This is a genomic window from Streptomyces sp. SAJ15 (genome assembly GCF_007595705.1).
Lineage (GTDB): Bacteria > Actinomycetota > Actinomycetes > Streptomycetales > Streptomycetaceae > Streptomyces.
On the sequence record NZ_NISY01000008.1, the window covers coordinates 1 to 23,352 of the forward strand.

The 23,352-nt window shown below is 70.3% G+C and carries 15 protein-coding genes; 5 read left to right on the forward strand and 10 right to left on the reverse strand.

The features are described from left to right. Positions 1 to 83: 83 nt before the first annotated feature. Positions 84 to 2,249 (reverse strand): potassium-transporting ATPase subunit KdpB, encoded by a 2,166-nt coding sequence (gene kdpB, locus CD790_RS20820; protein ID WP_144384834.1) that lies wholly within the window; start codon positions 2,247 to 2,249, stop codon positions 84 to 86. Positions 2,250 to 2,743: 494 nt separating this feature from the next. Then, entirely contained in the window at positions 2,744 to 4,657 is a 1,914-nt protein-coding gene (locus CD790_RS20825; RefSeq protein WP_144384835.1) for an APC family permease, read from the reverse strand. A 251-nt stretch (positions 4,658 to 4,908) separates the two neighbouring features. Here CD790_RS20825 and CD790_RS20830 point away from each other — a divergent pair, with 251 nt between their 5' ends. Then, complete coding sequence (locus CD790_RS20830) at positions 4,909 to 5,628, forward strand: leucine-rich repeat domain-containing protein (RefSeq protein ID WP_144384836.1); 720 nt, start codon at positions 4,909 to 4,911, stop codon at positions 5,626 to 5,628. Between the two features lie 314 nt (positions 5,629 to 5,942). Here the strand turns inward: CD790_RS20830 and CD790_RS20835 are convergent, their stop codons facing one another. The 7 genes from CD790_RS20835 to CD790_RS20865 all read right to left on the reverse strand — a co-directional run bounded on the left by CD790_RS20835 (position 5,943) and on the right by CD790_RS20865 (position 15,478). After that, on the reverse strand, positions 5,943 to 6,887 hold the full coding sequence (locus CD790_RS20835) for a hypothetical protein (protein WP_144384837.1): 945 nt from the start codon (positions 6,885 to 6,887) through the stop codon (positions 5,943 to 5,945). A 16-nt stretch (positions 6,888 to 6,903) separates the two neighbouring features. After that, on the reverse strand, positions 6,904 to 7,758 hold the full coding sequence (locus tag CD790_RS20840; protein WP_186319153.1) for a papain-like cysteine protease family protein: 855 nt from the start codon (positions 7,756 to 7,758) through the stop codon (positions 6,904 to 6,906). Between the two features lie 599 nt (positions 7,759 to 8,357). Next, complete coding sequence (locus CD790_RS20845) at positions 8,358 to 10,277, reverse strand: glycosyltransferase family 39 protein (protein WP_144384839.1); 1,920 nt, start codon at positions 10,275 to 10,277, stop codon at positions 8,358 to 8,360. Positions 10,278 to 10,315: 38 nt separating this feature from the next. Further along, positions 10,316 to 11,356, reverse strand: a complete 1,041-nt coding sequence (locus tag CD790_RS20850) for an NlpC/P60 family protein (RefSeq protein WP_144384840.1) — start codon at positions 11,354 to 11,356, stop codon at positions 10,316 to 10,318. A gap of 195 nt (positions 11,357 to 11,551) precedes the next feature. Then, positions 11,552 to 12,034, reverse strand: coding sequence for a poly-gamma-glutamate biosynthesis protein PgsC/CapC (locus CD790_RS20855; RefSeq protein WP_144384841.1), 483 nt, complete (start codon positions 12,032 to 12,034; stop codon positions 11,552 to 11,554). After that, complete coding sequence (gene pgsB / locus CD790_RS20860; RefSeq protein WP_144384842.1) at positions 12,031 to 13,368, reverse strand: poly-gamma-glutamate synthase PgsB; 1,338 nt, start codon at positions 13,366 to 13,368, stop codon at positions 12,031 to 12,033. Before pgsB ends, CD790_RS20855 begins: the two co-directional genes overlap by 4 nt. Positions 13,369 to 13,381: 13 nt before the next feature. After that, positions 13,382 to 15,478: a HAMP domain-containing protein gene (locus tag CD790_RS20865; RefSeq protein ID WP_260867738.1), complete on the reverse strand. Its 2,097-nt coding sequence runs from the start codon at positions 15,476 to 15,478 to the stop codon at positions 13,382 to 13,384. Between the two features lie 664 nt (positions 15,479 to 16,142). On the opposite strand from CD790_RS20865, the gene CD790_RS20870 reads away from it, so the two are divergent. Then, a complete protein-coding gene (locus tag CD790_RS20870) occupies positions 16,143 to 17,411 on the forward strand; it encodes a hydrolase (RefSeq protein ID WP_260867739.1) in 1,269 nt (422 codons plus the stop codon). Between the two features lie 84 nt (positions 17,412 to 17,495). Here CD790_RS20870 and CD790_RS35985 read toward each other — a convergent pair whose 3' ends face one another. Continuing rightward, positions 17,496 to 17,729 (reverse strand): hypothetical protein, encoded by a 234-nt coding sequence (locus tag CD790_RS35985; protein ID WP_260867740.1) that lies wholly within the window; start codon positions 17,727 to 17,729, stop codon positions 17,496 to 17,498. A gap of 26 nt (positions 17,730 to 17,755) precedes the next feature. On the opposite strand from CD790_RS35985, the gene CD790_RS35990 reads away from it, so the two are divergent. The 3 genes from CD790_RS35990 to CD790_RS20885 all read left to right on the forward strand — a co-directional run bounded on the left by CD790_RS35990 (position 17,756) and on the right by CD790_RS20885 (position 23,317). After that, complete coding sequence (locus CD790_RS35990) at positions 17,756 to 17,986, forward strand: helix-turn-helix domain-containing protein (RefSeq protein WP_260867741.1); 231 nt, start codon at positions 17,756 to 17,758, stop codon at positions 17,984 to 17,986. Positions 17,987 to 18,311: 325 nt separating this feature from the next. Next, complete coding sequence (gene lanKC / locus CD790_RS20880; RefSeq protein ID WP_144384844.1) at positions 18,312 to 20,957, forward strand: class III lanthionine synthetase LanKC; 2,646 nt, start codon at positions 18,312 to 18,314, stop codon at positions 20,955 to 20,957. Positions 20,958 to 21,253: 296 nt separating this feature from the next. Continuing rightward, positions 21,254 to 23,317 (forward strand): FAD/NAD(P)-binding protein, encoded by a 2,064-nt coding sequence (locus tag CD790_RS20885; RefSeq protein WP_186319154.1) that lies wholly within the window; start codon positions 21,254 to 21,256, stop codon positions 23,315 to 23,317. The last annotated feature ends 35 nt before the right edge of the window (positions 23,318 to 23,352 follow it).

Here is a 23,352-nt window from a genome sequence, read left to right on the forward strand (position 1 = left end):
CCGAACCCGGAAGGCCCTCACCCATTCAAGATCCCTCAACCGAGACCTGGGTCACCCGTCCACAACCTCCCCGGACAGAACAGCTAGCCGAGGCCCGGCACGGAGGAGACCAGCAGGTCGATCAGCTTGATCCCGACGAAGGGCAGGACGAGCCCGCCGAGCCCGTAGACGGCGAGGTTGCGGCGCAGCAGGTCATGGGCGGAGGCGGGGGTGTAGCGCACGCCGCGCAGCGCGAGCGGGATCAGCGCGACGATGATCAGCGCGTTGAAGATGATCGCCGAGGTGATCGCGGTGGTCGGGCTGTGCAGGCCCATGATGTTCAGGGCTTCGAGCCCCGGATGGACGCTCGCGAACATCGCCGGGATGATCGCGAAGTACTTCGCCACGTCATTGGTGATCGAGAAGGTCGTCAACGCGCCGCGGGTGATGAGGAGTTGCTTGCCGATCTCGACGATCTCGATGAGTTTCGTCGGGTTGGAGTCCAGGTCCACCATGTTCCCGGCCTCCTTGGCGGCCGAGGTGCCGGTGTTCATGGCCACCCCCACGTCCGCCTGGGCCAGCGCCGGGGCGTCGTTGGTGCCGTCCCCGGTCATCGCGACCAGCTTGCCGCCCGCCTGCTCCCGCTTGATCAGGGCGAGCTTGTCCTCCGGTGTGGCTTCGGCCAGGTAGTCGTCGACCCCGGCCTCCTCGGCGATGGCGCGCGCGGTCAGCGGGTTGTCGCCGGTGACCATGACGGTGCGGATGCCCATCCGGCGGAGCTCCGCGAACCGCTCCCGGATGCCGACCTTGACCACGTCCTTGAGGTGGATGACGCCCAGCACGCGCGGCCCGTACCGGTCGTCGATCGCGACCAGCAGCGGGGTGCCGCCAGAGGCGGCGATGGAGTCGGTGAACAGCCGGGCCTCGGCCGGGACCCGGCCGCCGCGCGTGCCGACCCAGTCGATGACCTGGGCGGCCGCGCCCTTGCGGATCGTGCAGGTCTCCCCGCGCGTCCACCGCAGGTCGACGCCGCTCATCCGGGTCTGGGCGCTGAACTCCACGAACCGCGCATGGCTCAGCTCGCCTGTCGCCGGCTCCCCCAGCCCGTACTTCTCCTTGGCGAGGACGACCACGGAGCGGCCCTCGGGCGTCTCGTCGGCCAGCGAGGACAGCTGGGCGGCGTCCGCCAGCTGGAGTTCGTCGATGCCGGGCAGCGGCACGAAGGCGACGGCCTCCCGGTTACCGAGGGTGATGGTCCCGGTCTTGTCGAGCAGCAGGGTGTCGACGTCGCCCGCGGCCTCCACCGCCCGGCCCGACATCGCCAGGACGTTGCGCTGCACCAACCGGTCCATGCCGGCGATGCCGATGGCGGACAGCAGCGCGCCGATGGTGGTCGGAATGAGGGTGACCAGGAGGGCGACGAGCACGGTGGTCGACTGGGGCGCGCCGGCGTGGCCGGCCATGGGCTGGATGGCGAGGACCACCAGCACGAAGACGATGGTGAGCGCGGCGAGCAGGATGTTCAGCGCGATCTCGTTCGGGGTCTTCTGCCGGGACGCACCCTCGACCAGGGCGATCATCCGGTCCAGGAAGGAGTGACCGGGCCGTGAGCTGACCCGGACGACGATCCGGTCCGACAGCACGGTCGTCCCGCCGGTGACCCCGGAACGGTCGCCGCCCGCCTCCCGGATGACCGGGGCGGACTCCCCGGTGACGGCGGACTCGTCGACCGCCGCGATCCCGTCGACGACATCGCCGTCGGCCGGGATCAGCTCGCCCGCCTCAACCAGGACGAAGTCGAACAGCTGGAGCTCGGTGGCCGCGACGATCTCGACCTCGGCCTCGCGGGGGTGCATGCCCACATGCCAGTGGCGCAGCCGCCGCGCCACCGTGTCCGTACGCGCCTTGCGCAGCGACTCGGCCTGTGCCTTGCCGCGACCCTCGGCCACGGCCTCGGCGAGGTTGGCGAAGATCACCGTCAGCCACAGCCAGACGCTGATCAGCAGGGTGAAGACGGACGGGTCGAGCAGGACCGAGGCGGTGGTGAGCACCGAGCCGCAGGCGACGACGAACAGCACCGGATTCCGGGCCAGGGCCCGCGGGTGCAGCTTGCGCACCGCGTCCGGAAGGGAGGTCAGCAGCTGGACCGGATCGATCAGGCCGCCGCGTCGGCGGTTGTTCCGGTGGCCACCGCGCCGCGGCCCCGGGGGACTCCCCGGTGCTCGACCGTGGGATGCCGTCGGTGCCTGCTGGGAAGCGGCGGGAAGCATCGGGGACGTCCTTCTCCTGAGACCGGCCGCACGGACGACCGGAGTGTTCGACATGGGAAGCGGGAGCGGCTGCGCCGTGTCGTCAGCCGGGGCCCCGGCTGACGGCACGGCTGTCTTCGGCCGCGGTGCGGGTCACGCCGCGCGTGTCCGCTGCTTCAGGCATGGCCGGGACCTCGCCCGGACGGGGGCATGCCCCTGACCCGCGACCGTGAGCGGCTCGGCCGAACCTACTGCCCGCCGCCTCGGCGGCTCAGCGGACGGCCGTGGAATTGACGGTCCTCTGACGGGATTTACGGCTCCCTGACGGCGTCCCCCTGCACAGAGTGGTCGGAGCGCGGCAGCGCAGGCCCGTTGCCGCGAAGTTCGTGGCGCGCTGAGCACAGCGGCGCGCGGGCGGCACGGGGCGGTGACAAGCCCCGGGCCGCCCGTCTTCGTGCCGTCCGGGGCCATCGCCAGGTGCCGGTTGCGGTTGTCGGCCGTATGGGCGGCCGTCCCTACAGGCGGAAGCGCAGCCGGCAGATGACGGCGTCGGTGTCGCGGCGGACGGCGTGGGCCACGACGGTGCCGCGCTGGTTCTGGAGCAGGCGCTGCCACATGTGGGCCGGTTCGACCTCCGGAATGAGCACCGTGATCCGCAGGCCCGGTTCGGCGGCAGCGAGCTTTCGGACATGGGCGGCGATCGGCCAACCGAGGGTGCGGCGCCGCGAGGGGATGGGGACGAGGGGGACGCCGGGATTCCACAGGGCCCAGTCGCGGGTCAGGGCATCGGTCGCGGCACGGTCCTCGGCATCCGCATGACAGACCGTCACCGCCTGCACCTCGTCGCCGAGGGAGACCGCCGCGGTCAGTGCCTCGCTGGTGAGCCGGGTCAGGGAGGAGACCGGCACGACGACCAGGGAGCGGTCGCGGCGCGGGGGCTCGGGGATGCGGCCCAGGCCCAGGCGTTCGCCGATCCGCGTGTACGCGCGGTGGACGCACTCGAAGCCGGCGACCAGCAGCGGCAGGGCGAGGACGATCAGCCAGGCGCCGTCGTGGAACCTGGTGGTGGTGACGACGACCGCGCTGACGCCGGTGAGCAGCGCGCCCAGCCCGTTGAGGGCCGCCTTCCCCCGCCACCGGGGGCCGCGTTCGCCGCACCAGCGGAGGACCAGGCCGGTCTGGGCGATGGTGAAGCCGACGAAGACGCCGATCGCGAAGAGCGGGACGAGGGTGTTGGTGTCGCCGCCGGAGAAGACCAGCAGCACCGCGGAGACGCCGGCGAGCGCCAGCACCCCGTGCCGGTGGACCTGGCGGTCGGCCTTCACCGCGAAGACGTGCGGCAGGTAGTCGTCGCGGGCCAGCAGCTTCAGCAGGACCGGCAGCCCACCGAAGGAGGTGTTGGCGGAGAGCGCCAGCAGCACGACGGTGGCGAACTGGACGACGTAGAAGGGGAGATCGTGGCCGAAGGAGGCGTCGGCGAGCTGGGCGAGCACGGTGACGCCCTCGACCGGCTGCAGCCCGAAGCGGGAGATCAGCACGGACAGCCCGATGAGCATCACGCCGAGCAGGGCGCCGAGCGCGATCTCGGCGTGCTGGGCCCGCTTGACGGCCGGGGTACGGAAGGACGGGACCGCGTTGGCGATGGCCTCGACGCCGGTGAGCGCCGAGCAGCCGGCGGCGAACGCCTTCAGCAGCAGCAGGACGCCGACGGTGGTGGTGTTGTCAGCCATGGCCGAGGCGTGGCCCGAGGCCGCCTCGGTGCTGACCGGGGCGTCGCGGAAGAGACCGACCACGACCAGGGCGAGGATCGAGACGACGAAGACCGCGGTGGGGACGATGAAGACGCGCGCCGACTCGGCGATGCCGCGCAGATTGACCGCGGTGATCAGGACGAGCACGCCCAGGCAGAGCCACAGCCGGTCGTCGTACAGCCCGGGGAAGGCCGAGGTGAGGGCGGCGACCCCGGCGGTGACCGCGACGGCGACGTTGAGGACGTAGTCCAGGACGAGGGATGCGGCCGCCACCAGGCTGGTGCGCCGGCCCAGGTGCGCCTTGGCGACCGCGTAGGAGCCGCCGCCGTCCGGGAAAGCGGCGATCACCTGTCGGTAGGAGGCGACCAGCACCGCGAGCAGCGCCGCGATCGCCACCGTGACCGGGAGGGTGAAGCCGAGCCCGTGTGCCCCGGCCGCGGCCAGCACCAGCACGATCGCCTCCGGTCCGTATGCCACGGAGGCCATGGCGTCGAGGGAGAGGGCGGCGAGGCCGGTGAGCGCGTTGAGCTTGTGGCGGTCGCCCACCTCGCCCACCCCGCCCGGGAAGGGCGCGCGGGGGGCGGTGGCGGAGGTGGCGGGTGCGGTGAGGGTGTCGGCGGTATCCGGGGGTTCCTCTGCAGATGAGGCTGCGTGGGTCTCGGTGGTGGGGGTGGACATCTGCGGCGGACTCCTTCGATCGGTCCGCTCAGCGTCTGCCCGGATCCGCTCGATCCCGCCCGGCGCTGGCGCGTTCTTGGCGCGGAACGGCGACTCCCTTACGCGTCCTTGACGCCCCTCGCATCGGCCCCCTGATCGGTCGAGGGGTTCCAGCAGGTTGATCTGGTCCTCACCGTCTGCTGACCCGTCGCCGCCGAGGAAGGTTCCGGACGAGAATCGCAGCCCAGACCGCTGACGAAGGGGAGACGGCCGTGAGGCACACACTGAACTTGTGGCGTCAAGAGCTCGGAGAAGTGCCCGAGTCGGTCTGGCGACAGACCGAGCTCGATGTGCTGATCCTCGCGGACAACGGACTCACGGCCCTCCCGCCGGACATCGGGCGGCTCCACCGGCTGAAAACCCTGGACCTGGGCCACAACGCGCTGACGTCGGTGCCCGAACAACTCGGCAAGCTGACCGAGCTCAGCGACTGCCTCTACCTGCACGACAACCAGCTGTCTCGGCTCCCCGACTCTCTGGGAAACCTGACCCGTTTGCGTTACCTCAACGTCGGCGAGAACCGCCTCACCACCCTGCCAGAGACCATGGGCGGGATGAGTGGCCTCATCGAGTTCAGGGCGCAGCACAACCGGCTCACCGCCCTGCCCGACGCCATCGGCCAGCTCCGCAGCCTGCGTGAGCTGTGGCTCCGAGGAAACGCGATCGAGCACTTGCCGTCGTCAGCAGCCAAGCTGCACGAACTGCGTCACCTGGACCTACGCGAGAACTCCCTGACCGAGGTGCCGGAGTCACTCGCCGGCCTCCCGCGACTGCGTCAGATCGACCTGCGGAGCAACGACCTCGGCCAGCTGCCCGACTGGCTCGATCTGATGCCATCGCTGGAGAAGCTGGATCTGCGTTGGAACGAGGTCGATCCCTCCCTACCGCTCCTCAGCAAACTGGAGCGGCGGGGGTGCGTCGTCTTGACCTGACAGCGACGCCCCCTCGCGCCACAGTGTTGCTGTTTCTCGTGAACGCGTCGCGGTCGCGGTCGTCCGGCCGTAGACATCGACGTCGAACGCCTCGCGGACGAACCGTTGGTCCTCGTCCGCGCTCCCCAGCACCCTTTCGTGTGACGGACGCAGCCGGTCACCTGGGCGGAACTCGCGGGAGAGGCCTTCTTCCTCCACGAACAGGGCTGCTCCTACAGCGGCCGACTCGCCCACCGCCCATCCCCGACGCCCCCGTCCACTGCTCGGGCGCCCGCCCACTCCCGGTGGGCGGGCGCCGGTCCGGCGTGGAAGGATCAGCGCGCGGAGGCCGTCCGCCGGCGGTGTACGTACACCGCCGAACCGCCGACCGCCGCCAGGGCGGCGGCCCCGGTGACGGCGACCGGCTGCCAGGACGCCTCAGCCGCCTCCGGTCGCCCGGAGGTGGCGGCCGCCTGGATCGGCTGGTCCTGTGCGAGGTCGGTGTACCCGCCGGCCTTGCCCTTGCGGTCGTACTCGGAGCCGGGCAGCTTGTCGCCGTACCGGGCGGACACCAGCTTCCGGTAGGCGGCGAGGGTGATGGCGCGCTTGCCGCCGAGACCGGTGTTCGCCTCCGCGTTGAGCGGCTCGACCATGCCTTCGGCGGTGAGCCGGTACCAGGCGTGGATCTGCGGCTCGCTGAAGACACGTGCCCGCGTGGTGCCGCGTTCGGCCAGGGTGAGGTCCTTGTCCCCGTCCCGGATGCCGGCCAGCTGCCAGCCCTCGGCGCCGGGTTTGCGCAGGGCGCTGCCCGTCGAGGAGGGCTTCCCCCGGGGCGCGAGCAGTACGGAGGCCGAACGGCCGTCGGAGGCGTTCACCCGGGAGGCCAGATAGGAGAGTCGCAGCGCGGTCTGCGGGGTGGTCCGGGCCTTGCCGGCCACGAACTCGGGGCTGATCTCGAACATCGGCACCGGATCCTTGAGCTTGAACCGGGGCGGCGCGGCGGGAGCGGCTGGTGCCCTGTCGGGGCCGCCCTGGGCGCCGCCGTCCGCGGCGGCGGGGCCACCAGCCTGGCCGGTCTGCACAAGGAAGCGGGAGACGGTGTCCCGGACCTGGTCGCTGCGTAGGGTCTGCTGTGCGGAGTGGTAGCCCGCGATCCCGTCGCCTTCCGCGCCGTGCGCGGAAACGCTCGCGCACAGGGTGGCGGCGACCGCGGTGGTGGCCAGGACGGCAGCCCGGACCGCTGTGCGCTTGACGCGCCACATGGTGTGCATGGTGTGCATGGTCGGGGTCCTCTCCTCAGCCCTGGATGCCGACCCGCGAGTGGGTCCACTGGAACGAGTTGTTGTTCACGTAGGTGGAGTAGTTCCACCAGGTGTACGTCTGGGTGGTCTGCCAGGGGTCGCCGACCGCGATCATGTTGGTGGCGCTGTCGTAGCCGTAGATGACATTCATGTGGCCGCCGCCGCTGAGCCAGCCGAACCGGACGGCGAACGGCCGGCCTGCGGCGATCTCGGCGCTCGACTCGCTGAACGACGCGTTGCGGTACAGGCTGCGGCCGCTGTTGCCCAGTCCCAGCTTGGCCAGGCCGTTGGCCATGTCCTCCAGCGTCGCCGGCTGGTTGTTGCAGTCCACCCACGTTCCCTGGGCGGCGAGTTGGCAGAACCGCTCCTGGGTGACGTTGCGGCCCCAGTAGTTGGCGATCGTCACGCCCGAGGCGTCCCAGCACCACTGGGTCCTGACCTGCTTCTGCATGGTGATGTTCAGTGACTTCGAGGTCGTGGGGCCGGAGTCGGGCTGGGTGGGCTTCGGGTTGGGGGTCGAGCCGCAGACGGGCAGGCCGGAGGTGCTCTCGCGGATGAACGCGTCAGCGATGTAGTACGAACCGGTGTAGATCCACCGCGCGTTGTTCTCCACGGTGTCCCCGGTGGTGCGGCAGGACATCTGGATCCGGTCGCCGACTTTCGAAGAGCCCTTGATCTGAGCCGAGAGGGACGGCTGGGCCCGTTGGTTGACCGTCCGGAAGTTTCCCTGCCCGCCGTAGACGGTGCCGCGGTCCACATCGGCCTGGGCGAGGGCGCCCAAGCCGAACAGCAGGCCGCCGGAGAGGGCCGCGCCGACGGCGGCTATCAGGGCCTTTCTACGGCGGGACATGCGACGTTTGTGCATCGTGCTCCTTGAATCCGAGTGGGGGGTAACCCGCGGGACGGACCTGTGGTCCGTCCGGCTGTGCAGGCTGCTGCGTTCGGCGCTTCACGGCTGTCACGCAGCTGCCCGGCCTTTGCTTCCGCGACCGGGCATATCGGACTGCTTTCCCCAGTTGGATGGGGTGCCGGGAATCCTGCCAGACGGAAAGTGCGATTTGAACAAGGTTGCTTTACGCAGAAAGTTGACACCCATTCAAACAACAGGAGAAGGCGCTCTGATGCTACGTCAACTATGCCAACTACAACGCGACTTGGACGAAACCCGGGTGGTCGACCCGGCCCGCCTCGACGGCTCGGCGAAGCGTGGGCTTTACCTTAACTTGACAGTCCCCGACCGCCGTCAGACGCCTCACCAAAGAGCCGAATCACCGAGCGTGCATACCGCGTGACCCTCCACTCATATGTGCCACTGGAACAGACGCGCTCGCACGCGTGAACACGCAGAGACAGAACCTCAAGGGCGCCTTATCCGCGGCTTAAGGGACGGATAAACGGAGGCCCCCCGCGACCCCGCGGAGGAACCTTTCGCACTCCGAATTCACGAAGTCATTTCTCCCCAGCGCAGTCGTACAGGGTGAGGCTTCCGCCCGTGCCCCGGCCGTAGGCGCTCGGGGGGACGGGGGTGCAGCGCTTCTTCACCCAGGCCGATGCCGGTGTGGACGGGCGGCGTGTGGTGAGAAGGGCGTAGCGCAGCTGGTGGGTGGAGACCAGGTCTCCGAGCTGTGGTGCGGTCGGATAGGGGGTCAGGCCGGTGAAGCCGCCCATGACCAGTATGGGTTGGGGGGTGGCGCGCAGCAGGGGCTCGGCGCCGTAGGCGGCTTGGGTGGCCAGCAGGTACTTCTCCCCGGAACGGTGCGCGGAGAGGTAGTTCAGCAGTGCGGTGTCCCGCGCGGACGGTTGGTTCAAGGGGAATCGCGGGACCTTGGCGGGGCGTTGGCGCCTGTCCTGGTAGCCGGGTCCGACCGGTCCGGCCAGTGGCTCCATCGATGAGCCGGGGTATCGCGGGTGCAGGCAGGATGCCGCCCAGACGGCCGGGGCGAGCAGTACGGCCGTCAGGGACGCCGCGAGGGCGCTGTGCACCGCCCGTCGTGTGGTGTGCGGCCCGCTGGTCCACAGGCCGACGGTCCCGCACAGGCCGAGCATCAGCACCACCGGCAGGAGCCAGGGTGCGAACTCACTGTGCGGGCCGTGAACTGCCGCGGCCCATAGTGCGGTGAGCCCGACGGCGACCGGCAGCGCCGCTCGACGTCGGCCACCGGCGCGGTGCTCGGCCCAGAAGAGGGCGACTCCGCCGCCGGTCAGCGCGGCGAGGGCCGGGGCCAGTACGGTCGTGTAGTAGCCGTGGTTGCCGTTGGAGTTGCTGAAGACCACGATGTGCACCGCCAGCCAGCCGCCCCAGAGCAGGAACCCCGCCCGCGGCCCGTCGGTGCGCGGTTGTCCGGCGCGCCACCACACGCCCAGCGCCAGGGCCAGCACGGCGAGCGGTAGGAGCCACGCGATCTGCGGGCCCACGGTCTGGTTGACCACCATGCTCCAACCCGTGTTCCCGGTGGTGCGGCTGGCGGCTGTTCCGGCGACGGCGCCCAGTGCCTGCGGGTCGTCGCCGAAGCGGCTCAGCCCGTTGTAGCCGAAGACCAGGGTGAAGGGGTTGTTGTCGGTGGTCGCGTCGATGTAGGGGCGGTGGGCGGCGGGGACGACCCATACCAGCAGCGGCCACGAGCAGGAGACGACGAGAGCGGAGATCCCGCCGAGCAGCAGCCGCCGGACCCGGTCCAGCCGGGAGCCGGGCGCCGCCAGCTGGTACACCGCGGCGAAGACCGGCAGGACGAGCCAGGCTTGGAGCATCTTGGCCTGGAAGGCCAGCCCCACCCATGCCCCGCAGACGAGCAGCGGCAGCAGCCTCCCGGTGCCGATGGCCTTCTGCAGCGATCCCGCCGCGAGCACCAGCAGCAGGACGAGCAGGGTGTCGGGGATGTTGTGCCGGTTGAGCGCGACGGTGACCGGGGTGAGGGTGAGGGCCAGCGCGGCGAGCAGCCCTGCGAGGGGGCCGGCCCAGGCACGGACGATCCGGTGCAGCACCCAGACGGCGAGTACGCCCTCCAGCACCTGCGGCAGTACCACCGCCCAGGTGTGCGGTCCGAAGAGCCTGACGGAGAGTGCCTGCGGCCACAGCGCACCGGGGATCTTGTCCAGGGTGATCGAGCCGCTCGGGTCGAGCCCGCCGAAGACGAAGGCGTGCCAGTCCGCCGCCATCGACCGCACGGCCGCGCTGTAGTACGGGTGCACGGGGGAACGGCCGATGGCCCAGGCGTAGAGCACCGCGGCGGCCGCCAGGATCAGCAGCAGGGCGTATGACTCCCGGCTGATGGTGGTCCGTCGACGGCGCTTGGCGTGGCCGCCGCGTCTGCTGATGTGCGAGGGGCGGCGGCGGTCGGTGGGGTCCCGGGTGAGGAGGGGGGTGTCCATGGGGGGTCTCTCCTAGGGCTGTGGGCTGGGGGTCGGCTTCACAGGCGGCGGGCCGTGCGGAACCCCTGGGCGTAGAAGCCATGGCCGTCGAGCGTCGCGCGGCCGGCCAGGTCGCCCATGGTGGGCCCGTCGGCCCGCGAGCGGCTGGAGTAGAAGCGCGGGTGCCCGTCGGTGTCCGGCCCCATGTACAGGCCGACGTGGTCGATGCTGCGAGGCCGGCCGCTCTCGATGGCGAAGAAGACGAGGTCGCCGGGGAGAAGCGGGCTGATGTCGTCAGGACTTCGGCCGGTGTTCGGGATCAGCAGCACGCCGGGGGCCCGGGCGGCGATGGCGTAGGCCCGGCGGGGCAGACCGACCCCCGGGCCGTTGGTGGCGTGCAAGGGGTAGCCCATGCGGTAGCCCCAGACCAGGCGCATGAAGCCGGAGCAGTTCACGTCCCCGTAGCGCTTCTTCTCCGGGTGCTTGCGGATGCCGTCCGGGAAGCTCCAGGGAACGCCGAGGTAGTCGTAGAAGTCGGACTTCTCATCGCGGGAGAAGGACGACGTCGGCGACTGCCCGGGGAGGAGTGGCCCGAAGTGGGCCTCGCCGGCGTAGCGCAGGCCCGACGCGGTGTGCCGATCGCGCGCCCCGTCGCCGTACTGGAACGCCACGGCGAAGACGTCCGGACCGCGGTCGGCCAGGGCCTTGGGGAACCACTCCCGGAACCAGCGGGTCCGCTCCTTGCCCTGATTCCATACGTCGTCCATCAGCCGTACCCAGGCGTCGCTGCGCACCACCGCGTCGGTGGTGCGTGGCTCGCTCCAGGTACGGGTCGGGCCCGCCAGCAGCACGGTGCGGGCTCCGTCGGTGAAGGTGGCCAGCACGCGGCCGTCGGCGGCGCGAACCACCGTACGGGCGGGCGCGGCGCGGCGCTCGAAGCGGTAGCCGCCGGCCGGCACCGAGTCGTCACCGTCCGCCGCGCCACCTCGGGAGTGGTGCCCCGCGCATCCGCCGGCCGCTCCGGCGACGGCCAGAGCGGTGGCGGACGCCAGGATCTGACGACGGCTGGGCCTGCCAGTCGGGGTGGGGCCGGTGCCCATGGTGACCTCCTCTACGTACGGATCTCTGTGCCTGTGGGTTCGACGGACGCGCGTGGGCTCGACGGACGCGTACGGGCTCGACGGACGCGTGTCGGCTCGACGGGCGCGCATGGGCTCGACGGACGCGTGTCGGCTCGACGGGCGCGCATGGGCTCGGCGGACGCGTGTCGGCTCGACGGGCGCGTACGGGCTCGGTCAGCCGACGGGCAGTGCGCCCATCAGCAGCCCGGCGACCAGCACCACATACGTGCCGAGGGTCACCGCGGTCGTGGAGATCACGGTGGGGGCCACCGGCTGGCGCACCAGCTGATAGGCGATCAGGCCGGGCACGATGAAGCCCAGCGTCTGGGCGGTGTGAAGCAGCGGGAACTCACGTTGGAGGGCGAGTATCACCGTGGTCTGGAGCAGCACCGCGGACAGCACCACGGCGGCGAACAGCCGCTTCCCGTAAAGGATCACATGGCGCTGGAGGACCTTGGTCGTGAGGAAGGTGAGCGCCATGACGCCGATCATCAACGCGGCCTGGACCACATCCGTGACGAGGGTCAGCGCCAGCCAGCCGGGGGTGACCATGCCGCCGGGAGAGAGGTTGGTGGTCAGATAGCAGACCAGGGAGAAGACGAGTCCGAGGGCGATCCCCAGCGCGGCGATCTGCGGAGTGATGACGACGGGGATCACAGCGGGTTCCTTGCGGTCTCGTACCGGGCGTCGGCATGGGCGGCGGAGTGGCCCGGGACGTACGGGCCGGGCGTCGGGTCGTTCAGTGGCGCCACCCAGCTGTACGGCTCCGGCTCGGGCGGGTGCGCGATCGGAAGCGGCTCGTCGGCGTCGTCCGGGGGCAGCTCGCCGAGATGTTCCAGGAGCAGCTCGCCCTGGCCGTGGATGTTGCCGATGGCTACCAGTGACGAATTCGGGGCCAGTTCGGCGAGAATGGCTCGGGTCAGCTCCTGCGCGTCGCGCCGATCGCCGCCCAGCTCCACCACCCGGCCCGACGACCAGCCCGGCGGAATGCCGTCGCGGGCGCTCTTGGTCGGATGCCCGATGAGGAAGACCGTCTCAGGGGCCAGGTCGGGGACGATCGCTCCCATCTGCCCATTGCGTTCCACCCGATCCGGGCGACAGTTGATGACGACGTTCAGCGGGCGACGGATGGCACCGAGCTGCTCCAGCTGACGGACGTTCATCAACGTCGACTCGGGGTCGTTGGCGGCGAAGACATTGGCGAAGCGCAGCCGCTTGCCTTGCGGCGTGCGGTAGCGCTCGACGGTGAGCACTCCGGGATCCGGCGGTGCGGCCCACATGCCGCGCAGTGCGGTGGCCCGGTCCACGCCGAGCAGCCCCGCCACCGCCAGCGCGATGGCGACGTTCTCCTTGAACGTGAACCAACTGAACCCGCGCAGCTCCTCGTCGGTTACCGACTCCGGATCGACCGCGATCAGGCGGCACCTCCGCTTGTCGGCCTCCTCCTTGAGGATGTGCAGCCGATCATGCTCGGCGGTGACGCAGACCCCGCCGACCGGCATCGACCGGGACAGCGAGCGGGCCACATCGTCCAGCGTCGGCCCCATCTCGGCGAGGTGGTCCTCGCGGACGTTGCACAGCACGCCGATGGTGGAACGGATCAGCTTCTCCTGGTTGACCTCCTGGAGCGCGGGCATCACCGCCATGCACTCGATCACCAGGGCGTCAGGCCGGTATGCCGCCGCGCGCCGAACGATGCCGATCTGCTCGACGACGTTCGCGATGCCGAACTTCCGGTACACCGGCTCCTCTGTGGCGTCCGGGTGGATGAAACGCGCGGCGGAGCCGGTGGTCTTGGCCACGGTGACCAGGCCACCGCCGCGGAGCGCCCCCGCGCACAGCCGGGTGATCGAGCTTTTGCCCCGGATGCCGTTGACCAGCACCCGAGTGGGTATCTGTGCCAGCGCGGCGTAGTGGCGCCGCTGCTCCAGCACGCCGGCGACCAGCAGCACGGCGCAGCTCAGCAGGAGTACAACATAGAGGAACAGCACGTGAGTTGGTCCTTTATCGTGACGGCGCGCTGCCGGACTGGAGCGGTGGGACAGGGGCAGCGGCCGCGCCGGCTTCCGCGCCGCGGTCCCGCTCCGCCAGCGCCTGCCGGAGCAGCTCCAGATTGCGAGTGACCGAGCCGCACTCGTCGTGGTGGACCGGGTACAGCACGGTGCGGCGATCGCCTTCGGCCAGCCGTTCCGCGCATCCGGTGAGGGTGCGCAGTGGTCTGACCACCACGATGTGCAGCCAGCTCAGGCAGGCGGCCCCCACGGCCAGGGCGAGCAGCCCGGCCAGCATGGTGTGTGCCTGGAGCTCGTATGACGCCAGTTTGAGCGCGGCGGCAGGCTTGGCGGAGACCACCCGCCAGCCGAGTGCGGCGGCGGGTCCCGTCTGTGCCAGTGGCGCGGCGGCCGCGACCGACGGGCCCTGGCCCGGCGCCCTCCCCCCGTGGAGTACGGCCGATGCCGGGCTGCCCGCGCCGCCGGGTGCCGCTTCGGTCTTGGCCGCCAGACGGGTGAGGCCCCGGCTGGGAAGAGCCTGGAAGGCTTGGAAGCGGACGCTCGCCGCGAGCACTCTGTGGCGCTCGTCGGTCAGCCACACCCTGCCGAGCCCTGACCGGGCGACCAGGTCGTTCAGCGTGTCCACGCCGATCTCCGCGACGACTACGGCCGGGTCGGTGTCTTCGACGTTCGTGTCGTTCTTGGCCTTGCCGTTCTTGGCCTTGCCGTTCCTGGCCTTGTCGTTCCTGGCCTTGTCGTTCTTGGCGGTCTTGATCTGAGCGTAGGCGGCGACCACGGGGGTCTTGCCCGAGGTGTCGACCTGGGTGATTCCGTTGTCGGACGGCGCATGGCCGGAGGCGCGCAGCGGCTCCTTGCCCACCCGCAGCACGATGGCGCCGGTGTGGTCCAGCACGTACAGCGATCGGTACGTGGGATGGTCGGCGCGCTCACGACGCAGAAGCTCCGTCGCCCGCTCCCGTGGCACACCGACGATGGCCGATGCCATCGCCGTGAGGTCGGTGTAGCTCTGACCGAGGGACTGCCGCACCCGGTCGGCGGCGGATTCGGTGCGTGCCTGCTGGTCGGCGACAACGGCTTGCGGTGCGGCCTGCGCGGCCGGTACGCGGTTGAGGAGGAAGAGCAGCGGCACCCCCCACGCGGCGATCACCAGTGCGCAGACGAGGACCAGAGAGCGGAGACCCGGGCGACGGCGCGTCGGCCGCACAGGCTCCGGCCCCGCCTCGCCGAGCAGTTGGCGGCGTATCGACTCCAGCGCCCGGCCGGCCCTGCCGGGCTCGCCGAACGCTCCGGCAGGCACCGGTCGCGCCAACTCCGCCCGCGCCTCGGGCGTGCCGCCGGCGCCTCTGGCCAGCCGGGCGGCGGAGAGGTACAGCCGCAGCAGCGGACGCTGCACGGTGCTCCACAGCACCAGGGTGACCAGCATGGCGATCACCGCCAACGCGCCCGCGGCCGTCATGGCGAACCTCGTGTGGTCGGCTCTGTCCTTCGTCGGGGGCACATCCCTGAACGTGAGAACCGTCAGCCCCAGGCCGGAGGTGTCGTCCTCGCCGTCCACCGCGGCGACCGATGCCCAACCCGCGACCCTGCGTAGCCCGTCGTGTCCGTCATCACCGTCGCCGAGCATGCTGCCGGAGTCGTCGCCGGCGTGAAGACCGGCGTCCGCGGCAGCGGAGGACAGGGCACGGTCCTTGGTGTCGGGTGGCAGGGCCGCACCGGTGGCGGCGGAGGAGGCGAGCACCTTTCCGTCCCGGTCCACTATCTGACCGGTGCGCCCACCTCCGTGCACCGTGAGGGCGGCGACCTCTTCCGAGACGACAAGCAGGAATCGGCCTTCGCCTTCGCCCTGTTCCCTCACCGGGCCACGTGCGTGGTCCTGCTTACGGTCCGCGGCAGAGACAGTGGGGACGGCCACCCGGGCGAAGAACAACAGTCGCGCGCCCGCGCTCACCGAAGTGGCCAGCCGGGGCGGTATGTCGGCCGTACCAGAGCGCGTCAGGGTCGGTACGTCCACCCCGGTCAGCGGCACCGCTTCACCGCTGGCCGCCAGCGGCCTGCCGGTGCGCGGGTCGAGCAGTACACCGCCCCGCACAGGGGGACCGGCTGTGAGGAGGGACCTCAGTATCGCCTTCGGAGCACCTTTCGCGGGGGCGTCGACGGACGCGGCGGAACGACGAACTGCCCTCGCCCTGACGCCGATGGAGGTTCCGAACGAGTCGGCGGCGTCCTCGGCGATCCGGCGTTCCGCGTCGCGTACCGCCTGGGGTACGGCCTGTTCGTGAATGGCGCCCAAGCCGAGTGTGGGGAACACGGCAACTGCCAACAGTACGCACAGCAATGCGGCGATCGGCGGGCGGACACCTCCGAGCAGAGGCATGTCGGCGCGGCGTCGTGCGCGATGTCGACGGGGCGCATGGGAAATCGGGTGCAGGGCAGCGTCCTCTCGGCTTTTCGTGGGGGGAAGGCCGTGCGGCAACTCGATGCAGTATCGATACTGCGTTCACACGATAATCACAAGCCTGTTCGTGCCGCATCCCGCGCTTAGAGGTAATTCCCACATGCATACGGTCGCGGCGACGCCGGCCGCGCGACCACGACGCCACCGGGCGCGAAGCCGACATTGTGTGCACTTCAGGACGGTCCGATGACACCCATCACCAACCGCCCAGAGGTGATAACTGCCCAGTAGGAAAAAGGATTTGAGTTGACTATGGCAAACTGCCTATACGATGGGCCGCCAGCCGATCGCCGGGCACGTGGCGATCACCATCATGGAGGCGGGGCTGCCCATGAAGCACGCGAAGCACGCACGAAGGCACAGGAGCCGGTTGGGCGCCCGGGTCGCCAGCACCACAGGAGCACTGGCCGTCATCCTGGGCGCCGGGGTCGGGTCTGCGGCCGCTGAGGGAAACGCCGGCGGGGTGGCGCCCATGGCCACGACGGCTCCCCTGGACGCAACGGAAGCCCCGGGCCAGTTGACCCTCCCGGCCCCGACCGGGCGCTATGGTGTCGGAACGGTCGACCTCCACCTGCGCGACTCGTCACGCATGGATCCGTGGGTGCCCGGACAGCAGCGGGAGTTGATGGTCTCGCTGTGGTATCCGGCCACGAACACCGGTCACTTTCCCGCTGCGAAGCTCCCGGTCAGCCAGCAGGTACTGCCGGGCGGCGTGACCCTACCCACCACCGCCGGCCACATCGGCGCCCCGGTCGACGCCAGGGCCGGCAAGCTGCCGGTGCTGCTGTACTCGCCCGGGCTGCACGGCCATCGGGGCCAGGCGACGACACTGGTTCAGGACCTGGCCAGCCGCGGCTACTTGGTCGTCACCATGGACCACACCCACGATTCCAGCGACGTGCTGTTCCCCGACGGGCGGCATGAGGTCAACCTCATGCCGCCAGGTTCCAAATCGCGCCACACGATCGACGTCCGGGCGGCGGACACCCGCTTCGTCATCGACCAGTTGGTCGCGCTCTCCCGCGGCGACAACCCGGACGCGGAGAACAAACAGCTTCCTCACGGGCTGTCCGAAGCCGTGAACACGAAACGCATCGGGATGTTCGGCTCGTCCCTCGGCGGAGGCGCGGTACCCGCGGCCATGCAAGCGGACTCCCGGATCGACGCCGGCGCGAACCTGGACGGCCAGTTCTTCGGAACGTCGATCAACAAGTCGCTCGACCGCCCCTTCCTACTGTTCAGTTCCGAGCGTCACAACCGCGACACCGATCGGAGCTGGGCACGGTTCTGGAGACACCTGCACGGAGAGCGACTCGACCTGAAGCTGCGCGGCTCCGGGCATAATTCCTTTGTCGACCACCAAGTTCTGTTTCGCCAGGCGCCGGGCGCATTCGGGCTGACCCTGCCTCAACTGGACCAGATACTCGGCACGATCGACCCCAACCGCTCCATCTCGATCCAACGCACCTACCTCGCGGCCTTCTTCGACAAGCACCTGCGCCACCGGAGCGGCCACCTGCTCGACGGGCCCTCACGCCATTACCCAGAGGTCGACTTCATACGCTGAACCGCATCAGAGGGCCTTTGGCCCGTGGTGACATGGCACGCCGCGGGAGGCAACGAGTGCAATGGCGAACCATTCGTGGTCGGCTCAGCGCAGGGCGGTGATCAGCCGCTCCAGGTCAGACTCGGTCGCGGCCAGCGGGGTGAGGATGGTGTCGATGAGGTGCCGCCAGCGTCGTGCCGAGACCGATTTCGTCAGGCGCCGCGAGTTCACGTACCAGTGACGGCAGCGCGGACGCCGAGGCACATCGAGCAGGCCGACCCCGAGTTGCGACACCTCGGCGATCCCTCCCTGTCTCCCAAGACCGTCGCCGCCGCTCATCAGATCTCCGTGAGCTACTGCACCAGGTGTGCGACGCTCAGGGGGTGTCGGTCGCGGCCTGGATCCGCCGGAGTCGTCTGGAGCGGTGTCGCCGGGACCTGGTCGACCCGTTGCTCCGGTCACGCCCGATCCACGCCATCGCCTGGAAGTGGGGACTCACCGACCCGGCGCACTTCAGCCGCTCCTTCCGTGTCGTCGCCTACGGGATGTCCCCCCGGGATTACCGCAGGCTCGCCACGGAACCGGTGCACGGATAGGCAAGTACTGCGCACTGCTCGTCAAGGACTCCGGTGGCGCGGCCGGGCAGACTCGTTCGCGCCGGACAACCGCCGGCAATCGCCGGGTAACCGGTGACGACGGGGGTGATTCTCAGCAGCTGGAACGCGAGGTGACCTGGCGCAGTGTCAGTGCCGACCGCGAGGGTGACTCCCTTGCCCCAAGACCGCCGCGCCGACGTTGTCGACCGCGCTGTCGGTCGCCCTGTCGACCGCGTCGACGGCGTCGACGGCGTCGACGATCGCGCCGTGGACCGCGTCGAACCCGTGACGGCACCGTTCATCACAGGAACGAGAGGTGTTGACCATGGACATCCGCTACCCGGCGTACTGCCTGGCCAGCGCCCGTTACTACGAGGCACCGGAGCGGGCTCCCTCGGACGACGGATCCGGTGCGTTCGGTGACGCTGTGGCGCTCGCGCCGGGATGGCGGCGCTCGGCTGACGGCCAGTGGATCTACTGCCTGCCGTCCGGCTCCGGCCACGGTCCCGGCCAGGACCTTCCCGCACAAGGATGGAAGATCCACGTCTCCGCCACCCTCGACAACGCGATCGCCGTGTTGAAGACCATCTCCGCCTACTGTGTCCAGCACGGCATAGCCTTCAAGTTTCTCCCCAGCCGGCCGGTCCTCATGATGCGGAACGCGAAGTACGCCCCGCGTGAATCCAGCGGCAAGTTCATCACCCTGTACCCGCGGGACACCCAGGTGCTCCACCGCACGCTGCGCGAACTGGACCGGGAGCTGGGCGGAACACCGGCTCCGTACATCCTCAGCGATCTGCGCTGGAACCGCGGGCCGCTGTACGTACGCTACGGAGCCTTCAGCAGGCGCTATACCTACAGCGATGAGGGCGCGCTGACCCCCGCCGTCGCACGGCCCGACGGTCGCCTGGTGATCGATCACCGGGAGCCGCGGTTCATCGTCCCCGACTGGGTCACCGTGCCGGGCTTCCTCGCCGAGGCCGCCAGCCGGCGGACCGCCGCCACGCGCCCCGAAGACTTTCCCTTCGACATCCTCGACGTGCTGCACTTCTCCAACGGCGGAGGGGTCTATACGGCCAGGCGCCGCAGGGACGGGACGGAACTGGTGCTGAAGGAGGGGCGGCCGCATGCCGGGCTGGACGGCGGCGGCCGGGACGCGGCCACGCGACTACGCGCCGAATACGCCGTTCTGTCCGCTCTGCGTGGGGTCCCGGGGGTACCCCGGGCACACGGCCTGTGGCCCCTGGGCGGCCACGAGTTCCTGGCGATGGAACACGTCGCTGGTGTCTCCCTGCACTCCTGGCTGTCGCGCAACTACCTCAACCTCAGGACCGCGAACGACCGCACCGGAGCGGCCGAGTACCAGGAAGCGGCGCACCACATACTCGACCAGATCGAAGAGACGGTCACCTCGATCAACGCCCGCGGATACGCGTTCAACGATCTACACCCGGGCAACATCATGGTCGACGACGACCTCCGCGTGTCGTTGATCGACTTCGAAGCGGCGGCGCCGCTCGACGAACGGCGCCGGCTCGGCGCCCCCGGCTTCGCCGCGCCCGATCACCTCCGCGGAGCCGACGCCGACGGCTACTCGCTGAACGCGGTCCGACTGTTCCTCTACGTTCCCCTCAGCTCCCTCCTGTCACTGTGCCCGGCCAAGGCCACCACCTTGATCGAACGGGCGAGATCACGCCTCAACCTCGGCGAGGAGGAGTCCAGCGCCCTCCTCAAGGGGCTCACCGTCGCCGAACCACCGGCCTCCGGGCTGGACCCGACGAGCACGGAACTCGAGTTCACCTCGGCCGCGGGCCCATGGGACCGGCACCTGACCGCGCTCATCGACTCCATCACGGCCTCGGCGACACCGGATCGCGACGACCGGTTGTTCCCGGGAGACATCAACCAGTTCTCGCTGGGCGGGGGCGGAGTGGCGTTCGGAGCCGCCGGGGTGGTCGCGGCGGTGCACGCGGCGGGAGGCGACGTGGACCCTTGGGTTCCGTGGCTCACCGCGGACGCCCGCCGGAACCGTCACGCACGCCTGGGGCTGTATGACGGCGTGGCCGGCATCTGCCACGTCCTCCAGGACGTCGGCCACGGGGAGGAGGCGCGCACGCTGTTCGACGGCTACGCCCACGCCTTTGAGACGGTACGCGGCGTGAAGCTCTTCGACGGGCAGGCGGGAATAGGCCTGACATGCCTGGACTTCTACCGCAGGACCGGTGACCCCAAGCACCTGGCGCGCGCCGAGCGCGCGGCAGCCATGGTGGCGACCGCGGTCGACCGTGGAGTCTTCACGGTCGACACGGACGTCGCGCTGGCGGAGTCGGTGCGACGGGACCGGCGTGGCAACGCCGTGGAGAACTTCTCCGGCGGCCTGCTGTACGGCTGGTCCGGGCCGGCCCTGTTCATGGTCAGGATGTACGAGGTCACCGGGGCGGAACGCTGGCTGCGGACCGCGCTCGACGGGGTCCACCGGGACCTGGACACGTGTGAGCCGATGCCGGACGGCACGTCGCAGATGAGGAACGGTGGGCGGGTCCTGCCCTACCTGGCCACCGGAAGCGCCGGGGTCGCCCTCGTCTGTGACCTGGTACTGCGCCATGTGGCCGACGATCGGCTGCGGAGCGCCGTTCCGTCACTGAGCCTGGCCTGCGCGACCGACTTCTGCATCGGCTGCGGGCTGTTCAACGGGCAAGCGGGGCTTGTCTACGCCCTGCGCCACATGGCTCCCCGGCTCGACTGGCCCGATCTGAGCGACCGGATCGACACCGCGGTCCAGGCGCTCAACCTGTTCGCGCTCACGGACGAGCACGGACTCGTCTTCCCCGGCGAGCAGAACATGCGCGCGTCCATGGATCTGGCCACCGGATCCGCGGGAGTGCTGCGCCTGCTGAGTGTGCTCACGGGCCGCACCGCGGACATCCTCCCGTTCCTCGAACCGCGGCGATGGGACTCCGTCGCGCGCTGAGGCTTGGCCGCATGGCCAAGGCACCGTCGCACACCACACCGTCAGGGCAACACGCCGTCGACGAGAAAGAGGGGAGGTGTACAGGATGTCTGACTTCGTTCTCAGCCTGCAGGGCATGTCGTCGTCGGAGTCGGAGAGCGAGAACTTCGGCAGCGACTTCACCACGGTCCTTTGCGGGCGCAGCTGGTGGAGCATCACCTGCTGAGCCGACGCGGCGGTGGGTGGGGAGGCGACCGGCACCCCACCCACCGCACGCACCAGTGGCGACACGTCGGTACCGATGGAGGAAGACACGCATGGCAGAGGAGCCGACAGGCGCTCGACCATGGCTGCGACGGAGGGCGGGAATCGCCGTCATCGGCGCGGGTCCACGGGGAACCTCACTGCTGGAGCGGCTCGTCGCCAACATCGAGGAGTGTGCCCCCGGGATCGACCTGGACATTCATGTCATCGACCCCTGGCCGCCCGGCGGTGGACAGGTATGGCGGCGGGAGCAGCCGGCTCTGCTCTGGTCCAACACCCGCGCCGACGAATGCACTCTCTTCCCCGATGACGCCTCGCGCTGCGAGGGACCGGTCGTCACCGGCCCCAGCCTCGCCGCATGGGCGCGGGAGCTCACTCGGGGGACCCTGGCTCAGCCCGCCGCCTTCGCGCCGAGCGACACCACCCGTATCGAGGCCTCCCACATGCACGACGGATGGTTCGCCACCCGCTCGACGGTGGGCGACTACCTGTCCTGGGCCTTCTGGCGCGCCGTGGAGAGCGCGCCACCGAACACCGCCGTGTGGGTCCACCCGATGCGAGCGGTGGACGTGCGGGAGTCGGACGAGGGAGGGCAACGCGTGGTGTTCGACAACGGGCGTGCCCCGCTGGACGTGGCTGTCGTGCTCCTCGCCCAAGGGAACACCGCCGTCGCTCCGCACCCCCTCGAACGCCGGCTTGCGACCCATGCCCGGACTCACCGACTGCACTACACGGCCGCGGCGTCCACGGCCGATGTCCGCCTGGACGGCATCGAGCCGGGTGAACCGCTGATCGCCCGAGGGCTCGGGCTGGCCTTCGTCGACGTCATGGTCCTTCTCACCTCCGGCCGAGGGGGGACGTTCCACCGTGACGAGGCGGGAGAGCTGCGCTATGCGCCCTCCGGGCGGGAGCCCGTCATCTTCGCCGGGTCCCGCCGGGGAGTGCCCTTCGACGGCAAGTTCCGCTACACGCTGCCAGCCGGGCCTCCCGTACTGCCCCGCCATTTCCGCGCGGAGGCGGTGGCCGCGCTCGGCCGTGGGCCGGTGGACTTCACCAGAGACCTGTGGCCCTTGATCTCACGGGAGCTCGCCGAGGCGGGCTACCGCGAACTCGCTCGTTCCCACCCTGAGCGGCTGGCTGTCGGACCGCGCACGTTCCTGGCTCGGATCGACGCCTTCACCGGCGACGGAACCCGGTTCGCGGAATGGGCCGCGGACATGGTCCCCTCGCCGGAAGACCGCCTCGACGTCGACGGGTGGGGCCGCCCGCTGGAGGGTCTCCACTTCGCCGGTCCGGCGGCGTTGCAGTCATGGATGCACGCCTACCTCGCCACGCACGTGGAGCGGGTCCGCGACCAGCGCCACAGCGCCCATCTGGCCGTGGTGCACGCCGTCTCCTCGGTCGTTCGCATCCTCGGCACACTGCTGGAGGACGGGCGGCTCTCCGTCGGTCCGGGCAGTGAGGATCTGGCCGCCTTCCTGGATTTCTGCCGCTTCCGCACCAGCGGCCCACCGAGTGCGCGACTGGAACAGATGTTGGCCCTGGCGCGCGCAGGGATCGTACGATTTCTCGGTGCCGGCACCCATATCACTGCCGAGGGCGGAGTCTTCCGGGCTGGTTCGCCCACCGTCGAGGGGACCGTGGAAGCGCGGGCATTGATCGAAGCGCGCCTGCCCGCCCGATCGCTGTCCCGGGTCACGGATCCCCTGCTGTCGAGCCTCCTACGTCGGCGAGAGATCGGGGAACTGGTCCGGGCCGACACGCCGACAGGCCGGCGCTACCCGACGGGGCGACTCGATGTCGACCCCGTCGACCGGCGGTTGCGCCGCGCGGACGGCAGCCTCGATCCCCATCGTTTCAGCGTGGACAGCGCGGACTTTCCCCGGCCCGGCGACGGCACCGACTTCTTCCGCGGAAACGACATGGTGGCCCGGACCGCGCTCCGGGCGCTGCGGGACCGTGCCGTGGCCGCCGGGCCCCCGGGCGACTGCGCCACGGCGACGCCCATCACGCCCACCACCATCGCCGGCCCTCCGACCGATCTCGCTGCGGCGAGGTCTGCCCCACCCGCTGCCGGTTCGCGCCGGTCGGGCGTCGGCGTCGACCCCGGCGCGTAGGTGGCGTGTCACCAGCCGCAACCACCGTCCGAGAC

Coding starts and splice junctions, on each gene's coding strand:
- kdpB (WP_144384834.1), bottom strand. CDS start 2,249: ATGCTTCCCGCCGCTTCCCAGCAGGCACCGACGGCATCCCACGGTCGA.
- CD790_RS20825 (WP_144384835.1), bottom strand. CDS start 4,657: ATGTCCACCCCCACCACCGAGACCCACGCAGCCTCATCTGCAGAGGAA.
- CD790_RS20835 (WP_144384837.1), bottom strand. CDS start 6,887: ATGCACACCATGCACACCATGTGGCGCGTCAAGCGCACAGCGGTCCGG.
- CD790_RS20840 (WP_186319153.1), bottom strand. CDS start 7,758: ATGTCCCGCCGTAGAAAGGCCCTGATAGCCGCCGTCGGCGCGGCCCTC.
- CD790_RS20845 (WP_144384839.1), bottom strand. CDS start 10,277: ATGGACACCCCCCTCCTCACCCGGGACCCCACCGACCGCCGCCGCCCC.
- CD790_RS20850 (WP_144384840.1), bottom strand. CDS start 11,356: ATGGGCACCGGCCCCACCCCGACTGGCAGGCCCAGCCGTCGTCAGATC.
- CD790_RS35985 (WP_260867740.1), bottom strand. CDS start 17,729: ATGAGCGGCGGCGACGGTCTTGGGAGACAGGGAGGGATCGCCGAGGTG.
- lanKC (WP_144384844.1), top strand. CDS start 18,312: ATGGACATCCGCTACCCGGCGTACTGCCTGGCCAGCGCCCGTTACTAC.
- CD790_RS20885 (WP_186319154.1), top strand. CDS start 21,254: ATGGCAGAGGAGCCGACAGGCGCTCGACCATGGCTGCGACGGAGGGCG.